This is a genomic window from Candidatus Paceibacterota bacterium (genome assembly GCA_028714635.1).
Lineage (GTDB): Bacteria > Patescibacteriota > Minisyncoccia > Phycocordibacterales > JAQTLZ01 > JAQTLZ01.
In genome coordinates this window covers 185034-195076 of sequence record JAQTLZ010000002.1, presented here as the reverse complement: position 1 = coordinate 195076, position 10043 = coordinate 185034, and the positions used below count along the sequence as shown (strand labels likewise).

At 42.1% G+C, this 10043-nt stretch carries 12 protein-coding genes and 1 rRNA gene; all 13 read right to left on the bottom strand.

What is annotated here, in order from left to right:
• A 23S ribosomal RNA gene (locus PHS53_02380) occupies positions 1-108 on the bottom strand; the annotation flags it as partial.
• Between the two features lie 513 nt (positions 109-621).
• Positions 622-1215, bottom strand: coding sequence for a hypothetical protein (locus PHS53_02375; GenBank protein MDD5356972.1), 594 nt, complete (start codon positions 1213-1215; stop codon positions 622-624).
• Positions 1216-1365: 150 nt separating this feature from the next.
• Positions 1366-2310 carry a hypothetical protein gene (locus PHS53_02370; GenBank protein ID MDD5356971.1) on the bottom strand — a complete coding sequence of 315 codons (945 nt, stop codon included), beginning with the start codon at positions 2308-2310 and terminating at the stop codon, positions 1366-1368.
• Positions 2310-3839 carry a hypothetical protein gene (locus tag PHS53_02365; GenBank protein ID MDD5356970.1) on the bottom strand — a complete coding sequence of 510 codons (1530 nt, stop codon included), beginning with the start codon at positions 3837-3839 and terminating at the stop codon, positions 2310-2312. Before PHS53_02365 ends, PHS53_02370 begins: the two co-directional genes overlap by 1 nt.
• A gap of 128 nt (positions 3840-3967) precedes the next feature.
• The gene (locus PHS53_02360; GenBank protein ID MDD5356969.1) at positions 3968-4657 is read right to left on the bottom strand and encodes a hypothetical protein; all 690 of its coding nucleotides are present in this window, start codon (positions 4655-4657) and stop codon (positions 3968-3970) included.
• A gap of 197 nt (positions 4658-4854) precedes the next feature.
• Positions 4855-5475, bottom strand: coding sequence for a hypothetical protein (locus PHS53_02355; GenBank protein ID MDD5356968.1), 621 nt, complete (start codon positions 5473-5475; stop codon positions 4855-4857).
• A 650-nt stretch (positions 5476-6125) separates the two neighbouring features.
• The gene (gene rplL, locus PHS53_02350; protein MDD5356967.1) at positions 6126-6515 is read right to left on the bottom strand and encodes a 50S ribosomal protein L7/L12; all 390 of its coding nucleotides are present in this window, start codon (positions 6513-6515) and stop codon (positions 6126-6128) included.
• A 21-nt stretch (positions 6516-6536) separates the two neighbouring features.
• On the bottom strand, positions 6537-7028 hold the full coding sequence (rplJ, locus tag PHS53_02345) for a 50S ribosomal protein L10 (GenBank protein ID MDD5356966.1): 492 nt from the start codon (positions 7026-7028) through the stop codon (positions 6537-6539).
• Positions 7029-7204: 176 nt separating this feature from the next.
• The gene (locus PHS53_02340) at positions 7205-7555 is read right to left on the bottom strand and encodes an S-adenosylmethionine decarboxylase (protein ID MDD5356965.1); all 351 of its coding nucleotides are present in this window, start codon (positions 7553-7555) and stop codon (positions 7205-7207) included.
• A 15-nt stretch (positions 7556-7570) separates the two neighbouring features.
• Entirely contained in the window at positions 7571-8494 is a 924-nt protein-coding gene (locus PHS53_02335) for an SET domain-containing protein-lysine N-methyltransferase (GenBank protein ID MDD5356964.1), read from the bottom strand.
• Between the two features lie 47 nt (positions 8495-8541).
• A complete protein-coding gene (locus PHS53_02330) occupies positions 8542-9075 on the bottom strand; it encodes a hypothetical protein (GenBank protein ID MDD5356963.1) in 534 nt (177 codons plus the stop codon).
• 22 nt (positions 9076-9097) lie between these two features.
• Entirely contained in the window at positions 9098-9520 is a 423-nt protein-coding gene (locus PHS53_02325) for a type II toxin-antitoxin system death-on-curing family toxin (protein MDD5356962.1), read from the bottom strand.
• A 5-nt stretch (positions 9521-9525) separates the two neighbouring features.
• Entirely contained in the window at positions 9526-9792 is a 267-nt protein-coding gene (locus tag PHS53_02320; protein ID MDD5356961.1) for a helix-turn-helix domain-containing protein, read from the bottom strand.
• Positions 9793-10043 lie beyond the last annotated feature (251 nt).

Below are 10043 nucleotides of genomic sequence, written 5' to 3'. Positions count from 1 at the left end.
CGGATCAAAGGTTGCTAGGCACCTCCCCGAAGCTTATCGCAGCCAAACTGCGTCCTTCATCGCTTTTTACAGTCAAGGCATCCACCATATACTCTTCATTTCCTGTTAGGAAATGAATTAACCACTTTACCCTGTTAAATCCCGCGAAGCGGAATCACGCCAAAGGCGTGACATTTAACAGGGTTAACTTCTTCTTTCATTGTGTTTTCACACGATGAAAATACTTTTTGTTAACCTGTTCTGTGACATTTAAATCACCGAACAGATATTTTACCTTCCACCTCCAACAGTCTGAAAAGACCCTCAATAAAGAGGTTGCTGTGGTGGGATAAGTCTTGCTTGAATCGACGAGATTCAAGAGACTATTTGACAAGCAGTCAGTCGTTCTGGAAAGAAAAAACCCGTTTTGAGACGGGCTAGGCAACAGCTTAAAAAGCTCTTGTTTAGCACCGCTTACAATAAGTGTTTTTTACCATATTTTCTGGAATCCGTATTAGTATATAGGAAACGAAAAAGCTGTCAACAAGGAGCCAAATTTCTCCAAAAATCCTTGTTTTTCAAGGCTGAAATATAAAAAACAGGCATCCCGGAGGACGCCTGAATGCCTGAACGAAAATGAATCTAATGACTGCGAGCAAACCTCTTCTTCAAGATTGGCCGCCGATAAACTTGGGGGAATGGATCCTTCCGTCCAAGGAAACGCTGAAGATGCTCCGCTCTTATCTTTTGGTGCAATATGGCAACAAGAATCTCCAACACGGACTGGATGAGGAGATCTTCATCCCACGGATTCAGAACCCTCGGACCTTCTATCGGCGCCCACGGATTTTGAAACTTGGAGAAGACAGAAACTTTTTCGGCGTCGATATTTCCAAGTCGATACTGCGCGATGATCTCCGCCACCTTTCCGAGCAGTCGCAAGTGCTCCCCGCGCGCCTTGCCGTGAGTTTGCTGGATCGCTCGGTGAAGGACCATCCAAAACTCAAACTCTTCCCCGTAACTTCTCACGAGAGTGAGAATCTTCGTGATGACAAACAATTCCCACTCTTTGCCAAAGCGTTTTTCAGCAATTTCTGAGCGCCGGACTTCAAGTTCCTCCTTATGACTTGTGGGCAGTACCTCATTCCAGATATGCAGAAGCATATCCGACTTCTTGGCAACGACCACGATGAACGTCTGGAAAATCAGCGAACGCATCATGCGCTTGTTTTTCATGCCGCCCTCCCTCTCCTCAAATCTGGAGCAGATTGCTTCCTGTAGAAGCGTTGAATGGCTAGAACAAATTTCCCTCCTCTTTGTATCACTTTCGAAAAGTAAGTCAAACAAAAACGCCCCGCCGAGAATACGGCGGGGCATTTTTTCGTTCTACCGAGTCACAATAATATTTTTATCAAGACTGGCCACTTCGCTCCCATACTTATCTGTACAGGGAGATTTGATAAGTCCGCAATACAGACCGACATGAAAAGAATATTCTCCTGGAGAAAGAGTTGTGCTATTCGCACTCGCATACCAAACAGAGTTAAGAGAGTCATAATCGGCATTAAATGACTGTCCATAAATAGATTCTCCTATCGCTGGAATCCTGGTAGTCAGAACTGACCACTGGACATTAAATCCCTCCTCGCGTCTCGCAAAAGTGCCGTCAGCTTCTTTTCCAACCAAATTGCTGAAAGAAATAAGTTCGCTAGTTTTAAATTGATCTTTCAAAGTGACACTATCGATCCAGAATTTTGAGCCAGAATGAACTGCCGAACCGAGAATTGTAAACGAAGCATTGCTGTCATCATTTGCAATTTGTTTTCCAGCTGTATCTTTCACAAGAAGTCGGATCTTAAATTGCCCCCCGGAGCGGAGATTTTTGCTTGTGTCGTTCAAACACATAACATTCTTGGGAGTAAAATTAAACCAGCCGATATTGACTAGAGTCTCACCGATTTCACACACAAACCCATCAGAAAATACCGCGCTTACGGTTGCTTTTTCATTTCCAGTCATACCAATCCCACCGTAGTAACCGTACAGCCAAGAGACTCTTTGCTCAATATCCTGATTCCATACTTCTCCTCCATTTGGCGACATAACAATCATCGAACCTTCCAATCCCGGCACTCCATGAGCGCAGGATTCACCAGTCAAAGGACTAAAAGCAGTGCTAGCTGTGCATCCTCGTATAGTGCTCGTCGAACACTGTGCTCCGGTTAGGTAACTATACCTATCACCTGGTGCACATTCAGGTCTTTGCGCAAAGACAAACTGCGGAGACATGATGAGAACCACAGAAATAGCTAAAAGAAAATATTTTGTCATTAACGATAAGAGATTGAGAAAGAATTGCTATTGTCTCCGCTCACACCGGGACCGCTTAGCTGAAACTCATAACCACTTCCCGCAGGAACATCAGATGGAATGACTACATCCGTTGAATTTCTGTAAACCGAAACAGTTCCAAGAAATCGCGACCAGTTGCTTCCATTTGGACCACCAACAAGATAGATGCTAAACATTGCACTTTGCGAAGCGGAACAAGGGTCAAAACCATCCCAGCTAAGAGTATAGAGACCTCCTGCCCACACACCGCTTCCTGTAACACTTGGATAAGTAATACGGATAGAACCGCATTGAGTTGTCGGCGCGGTTATTCGAAACGGCAGAGCATTACTCGTACCAAGATACGGACTGTTAGCTGTTACGTCATACGTACCTGCTGGGAGCAGAGCACCAGTACTTGCAATAATATATGGAACAGTAAACGTGACTCTCGATCCATCGCCTGAACCAGAATCTACAGGAATATTATCAGCAGCGTAACTTGTATTGCCGGTACCGGTTAATTGGATATCGTGCACATAAGCAAGATTACTTCCACGAATAGTCACGGAAGAACCAGCTGAAGCAGAGCTTGGTCGGATAGAAGAAATCAAAGGTCTTGTTTGATTTACTGTCATTGGTCCGCTCAATCCTTTGTGTGTTATTCCTGTCGATGGGTCATAAGCAGAAACAAGAATTGCGTATTGGCCTCCAGCGGGCACCAATTGAGAAAGAAGAGACCATGCTACTTGGCCACTATTTGGCGTGTAGAGAGAAACACTAGAAGACTGCGGACCATAAATAGCCCAAGAAGAGGTTTGCGGAAGGTCGACAAGCGAAACGCTAAGCCGGACTGTTTTTCCTGCCAGCTCGTCTGGATAGTTCCAAGAAATAACGTGGTTGTCACCAATCGCCCATGATTCGTTGGTATTTGTAGGCGATGTGACGGGCATATCGTATTTTGTGGAAGATTGAGTGCTCCCGGAAGTGAAGGTGAGCGTGTTCGTAAACATATCACCCCCATTCCCTTCGCCAGGACGACTGACAACTGGATAATTGATGATGGTATTTAAAGTCTTAGTACCAGGAGTTCCGAAAGAAAAAGCATTGGGCACAGTGACTATTCTCTGGACACCCGCAGCTAAATAAGGAACATTGGCGACAGTACCTCCCACATTGACCTGAAAAGGAATATTGTAATCAGTAGAACTATTATTAAGAATGGTCACGCGAGTAGTGATGAGTTCATTCACCTTAGGATACGCCGGCGAGTACTCAACATTGGTGATAATGATCGGTTCAGCTTGAGCTGTCAGATAACTATTCACAGGACATCGTGTGCCATTCAGAATGTTGAAAAGATCTCCCGTCTTGCAAACCATCTGGTTACCGAAACATGGAGCACCTGTCATTGAGTTAAACAAATCGCCCGGAAAACAGACTGCTGGATAGATATTCGCGGAAGCTCCTGACGGCGCTAATGAGAAAATTGTAATAAGGAAAACCGCGGCTACAAGATATTTTTTCATATAAATAAATTCTTCTATAAGTAATATGCCTTCTATTCCATAATACGCCATTTTCGATCTTAAACAAGGAAACGAAAAACGCCCCGCCGTATTCTCGGCGGGGCGTTTTCGAGAAATTTTTAAATTTCTTATCCTCGGTGTGAAATCTCACCCCGAACCTTTTCAATATATTTCGCTGCAGCGTCCTGACCTCCAAGGCCGAAGGCAAGTCCAAGTGCAACTGAAATAGCGACGATTACTCCCTGGAAGAAAGTGAGGAGGAAATCATCAGCAATTCCAACTTGAGAGAGTGCTACGATAACAGCAAAGACCCAAATAGCCCATTTTGCTGCGCTTCCAACAAGTGCTGCTGAGTGAAGTCCTGCAGCTTTTGCAGAGACAACGACGATCTTATGAATCGCTTCAGCAATAACAACTGCCACCATAAGAATGAGGACAGCAACGATAACTTGAGGAATCTTTATGAGAACAACATATCGGAGAAATTCTGTCGCTCGATCAAGGTGAAGAGCGTCAAATGAAGCAACAAGGAAAGCGAGAATAATGAACCATTTTACCAACCCTCCAATGAAAGCTCCGGAATTAAGCTTCATCCCGCCCCGTTCGATAACTTCTTCTACTCCAGCGCTTCGAAGAGCGTTATCAAGCTTGATTGACTTGAAAATTTGCTCGATCACTCGTCCAATAAAAGAACCGAGGAACCATCCTACGGCAAAAATAACGATCGCTACAACGAGATTTGGAACGTAGTTCACTACGCCAAGCCACAAATCAACGAAGGACTGTGACAATACTGTTCGCCATGTATCTAATATCATGTGTATTTTTAAGCCATTTTGAGAAAACGGCTGAAAACGATTGCTTATGTGTTCGCATAAGCGTTATTTGCTACTAATAATGTTAGAAAAGAACTCGACCTTGATAAAACGACCTTTGAATTTACGCCTTTATTATAACACCAGCGCCCCTCTTGGGGCGCTGTATCTGTGGATAAAGCAATTAGGCGAAAAAGACCCTACATAGCCATTTTATTGAGTATTTTCTTATGAGGATAGTCTAAAATGTCCCTTACCAACTTGTCGTACATGTCCATTCGGTATTTAAAATCAGTAGTTTCGAAGGCTCCATACCGCAATTCCTTACCTATTTCTGCCTCAAGAGACTTCATAGTGGCACTAAGCTTCTTTTTCTTGAGTTTATCCCCCACTACAAGGATATCAACTCGGCTCCCAGGATCCTGTATGAAAATGCCAGCTAGAACAATAAGCTTTACTTTCCCTGAAGACTGAATTTGCTCGATAATGTATTCATCCTTAATAGTAGAGAGGTTGATGAGGAGATTCTGAAGCGGAATGAGATATGCAAAAGATTCGTTCAGTATCCAGCCCATAAACTTCTTCTGGCTCATTTTGCCTTTGTTTCGCTTTGATTTTGCCGGCACGAGCTTAAACCCGACTTTTTTCTTTAAAAGCCCCATTTTCTCGAGAAGGACAATATCTTTTTTCGCACTTTTCGGATTTACTTTTGCTCTGTCAGACACTTCGCTCTGTTCATAGACGCGTTTGGGATTAAAAAGAAAAAGGCGCATAATTTTGACCTTTCCAGCGCTTCCAAACATCTTTTCAAGAATTTTCATAGGCGTATTCTATCATTCCTCTCTTGATTTTTACAAATGAAAAAAGCGGCATGTGGGAATGCCGCTAAACTGACTGAACTGCGTCCTTCGAAACTGCTTGAGGCAGTGTCGTGGCGGTAGTGGTAACGCTACCCCTTGGAGGATTGACGTCTGCCATTACCTCGGTGGGAATACCAGAATGGACTGTTCTCCCGTCATCGGTAGGCCTGCTGTTCGCGGCCTGGTTTGCCCTTTTCTCTTTGGCTTCCCTACGATGGTAACTAGGGTCCAAATGTGGATACTTCGCGTACATATCTTTATCCCTGATCACGCTTGTCCTCTCCTTGTCCTTTTGACCCACCCCCATTTCATCCCGTACAAAAACAGCCGTCTATTTTACACGTTTTTTTCGTTGTGTCAATACACAGCAAAAAACCGCCCAAAGGCGGTTTTTTGCTGGTTTCCAATATTTGAATTATTTCAACTCAACCTGTCACAGATAATTTCCTCACCCATGTTCGGAAATTTCCGCGAACCTTACAGGTTCTGTACACCTTTCACATTTTGATTACAAAACGCTCAAGGTCTTGCGGAGCGGGTCCCAACCCACTCCTCACCCGCCTCGGCGCCCATGCGCCTCCGGCCGTAAAGTAGAACTCAAGTAATACCCATTACTTGAGTTCTACTTTACCACCTGCCTCCTCAATCTTCTTCTTCACTGCTTCTGCTTCCTCCTTCTTCATTCCTTCTTTGAGCATCTTTGGAGCAGCGTCTACGAGGTCTTTTGCCTCTTTGAGTCCAAGAGCAAGAACTTCTTTCACTACTTTAATAACAGCAATCTTCTGTGCGCCAGCATCTTTGAGTTCAACATTGTACGTTGATTTCTCTTCCGCTGCAGGTCCTGCTGCGGCTGGTCCAGCGACTGCAACTGCTGCTGCAGATACGCCGAATTTCTTTTCCAATACTTTCACGAGTTCGTTCAATTCAAGAACAGACATCTTCTCAACGCTCTCTACGAGTGCGTGGAATTTTGCCGGAACTTCTACTTTTGTATCTTCCATGTTTGTAATAATAAATAATAATTAGGATGTCTTCTTCTTTGCAATCGCGTCCAATGCAACAACAAATCCCTGAATCGGAGAATTGATAACATTGACAAACATTCCGAGAAGCTGCTCTCTGCCAGGGATAGTTGCAATGCCCATGATCTCTGACTGGTTCATATATCGCTTCTCAAACACTCCGCCGAGCATCGAAAGTTTCTTGTCGAATTTCTTCTGGAATACAAGAATCTCCCGCGCTGGAGCGATAGCATCTGCACCGTATGCGATAGCCACTTCACCGTTGAGCACTGGAAGTTCGCCAGTGATGCCAGCAGTTTCAAGAGCTTTTCTCATCAAAGTCTTCTTAGCCACAGTGTAGCCAATTCCCTCTTTGGTGAGCTTCTTTCGGAGTTCAGTGACATTTGCCACCGTCATTCCGTGGAAATTTACAAAGACAAGAGACTGCGAGTCTTTCACAGACTTTTCGAGCTTTGTAAGAATTTCCTTCTTCTTCGCTTTTGTAATAGGCATAAGTAATTTTTGTTTAAAAACAAAAAAATCGACCGTAAGGCAGATAATAGTTGGAAAGATATCACAAAGTGATACCTATAACCTCGAGAGGACTTCTACCCCATTTCTCCAGGGTTGCCTCTTGTCTCTGGCCTTATGAGAGCTAGTATACGGAGAATACGGGATTAGTCAATCTTCTAAACCTCAACCTCTTTGAAGACAATTTCAATAGCATTAAAATACTTTCGGGTAAATTCTGCAGCTTCTTTTGCTGAAAATGGTCTACAAGTGTAACAATCAACAGTGAAAAGAGGAGGATTTGTTGGATAAGAATAGAATGCAGCACCAGAAGATTTCCAATGTATCCAACCACCATAACCCATGTCGTGCGCAGAATGTGCTTCGGGTGCAGAGAGAACTTCCATTTTGGTAACATCGGCAAGCTTAAGCAAATACTCTTTTATCTGCTCCGGCTCCACAATTTTTTCTGTGGTCCCCTCAATAACAACCCTCTGTCTTACTAAATCTGGAGCTAAATTTTTCCACATAAAGATATTTGAACATTATAACAAATCCCTCAATTTCTCAACAAACCCCTGTTTCTTCATTTCTTCAAAAAGAATCCAGTCTGACGTGTAGGGCAAATATTTGATCTTTTCTTCCTTCGATAAATCACGCCAGGGTAATATAGTTCCATGACAATTTTTTGAACCGCAGTGACACTTCCCTCCCGGAACTTTCCAGTCACTATTACAAATTAAGCTGTATGACTGTGTAAGCTGTTCCCCTTTTTGTATATCTCTCATCGCATACATACAGAACAAATCTTTCACATAGCAATTCGGATCACATGAATGATTTATTGTGACAGCTTTGGAGTTAAAAGCATTTCTGTAGAAATTTTTATGAAATGGAACAACATAATCGCCAGCAGTTTTATGAGTCTTTGCAACATCTGATTCTTTTTCCCCATATACCACTTCGCCATCTATATATGTAATAAAGGTTTCTTTTGGAATAAACTTTTTCGCAAAAAGGCCGAAGCCCATCGGTCCGGATAACTTCTTTATTTCAACATCCTCATTTTCTGGAAATGGCCCGAGTTGGGGCAATTCATGCCAAGTAAATTCAGTGCATTCAAATTTCTTGCTCACAAAATCGATTACCTTATTCGTATCAAAATCCGAACAAGTATAAATATCTACCGTAAAAAAATTTGTGTTGTTCCAAATATAGGTGCTGACCTCATTTTCGTTCCAAATGATGAATCCGTCGTAAGAAGAATCTTTATGAACTTTGGCATTATATGCGTAGTCAAAAACAAAGGGTCCTCGCAGACCTTTAATGATATTATCTGCGTCTTTAATCTGCTCGGTGAATTCCAGAAGGAAGTTGTATAGGAAATCGAGGCTCGTGATCTTCGAGTTATATCTGCCTTCTATAATGAGCCTTTTCCTGAAGATGTCTGGGGCTATATTGTGATACATAACTGCAGAATATAACCATTTTCACAAAATTTCAACTGGATCTTTTCCTATGAAAAAAACTGAGGAATTTTTTGTTTCAAAAGTGAAATTGTATCTGCGACATCTAGTTTAGTATTATCAATTTCAAAATAAGTGTAACTCTCATCAGCTTTATCTTTTAGCGAAGTTTCCAGAGAGAATTTACTATCCACTAAATCCATCCATTCTTTCGTTGTCTTCTTGTCTCGATTCATTCTCCTCTCGTCCCGTGTTCCCTTTTCGACAGTCAGCATCAGTATATAAATTTTCGGCTCGTATTGAAGCTTTGCTTTGAACGCATCGAAATGCGTTTTGTCGATAAGAAAGCTTCCAGCAACCACATTCTCATACCCGCCTTCAAAAAAGTTATGAATGAGGTCAAGGCTGTTTTCCAGTGCCAAACTCTGAAAATTCTCATCAAATTCAAAAGGATTCACCTGCAAGATATTTTCAGCGTCAAAAGCAGCCCCATTTTTCAAATGAGGAACAATAGCTTTAGCAAGAGTAGACTTCCCCGCCCCCTCCTGCCCACAAATGATAAGTAAGTTTTTCATTGTATCCATTAAATGAAGAGGGGCTAGTCAATCAATTATATAAATCAACTATGTACAGACTAATAAATTTTTCGACCGCATCAACTGTCGCATCTTTCAAGTTTGAATTACTCTCCGCTACCCATTTTGCAAAATTGTAAAGTTCTTGGTTACTTATCTTGAGCCACTTGTCGTTATCAGCTAAAAAGAAAAGTGATGTTGCTACAGCAATTCTTTTATTCCCATTTTGAAAAGGATGATTTTTAATCATGAGATAAAAAAGAATGGCTGATTTCTTTATGAGGGTCGGATACAAATCTCGATTATCATATGTTTGGAAAGGGGCAATAAGACATCGTTCCAAAACATCTGGATAACGAGTGACAAAATCGGGAATGGGCTCATCAAACGCCATAAGCTTCTTTGCCAGATCGTAACCAATATATTCAACATCGGCGACTGAAAGTATTCTCATGGCAATTATTCTTTACCCAGCATCTTGAGAGCTTCACCGTATTCTTTCACTGTTTTGTCAACTGATTTCTCAATCTCTTTTTTCCTTTCAGGAGATAAAATAACACCGAGAGCTGCACTCAAATCAGTGCTTTCGATAACATAATTTCGGCCGATTTTTTGGGCTTTTATTTCACCACTTTGAATCTTCTTAAATACAGCAACACGACTAATTCCAAGGATTTTAGCCACTTCAGCGGTCGATAAGAGTTTCTTGGTTCCTTTATTTTCCATGGGTCGATTATATGCTATGTTAACTAAGATTGCAATAGTTAACATATGTTAACTACGCTCACCCACCCAAACAAAGAACCTTTGAGCGCAAAAGTTTGGTACGAGTTTTAAATCTTTTTCCTGCGAAGAAGAACAGTTTTTGTAATGATTATAATGAAACTAACGATAAGAAATCCGACTCCAGAAACTATCGCCACATATTCACGGTCAAAACAGATAAGACTGCGGCACATTATGGGTGTTGTCGAAAT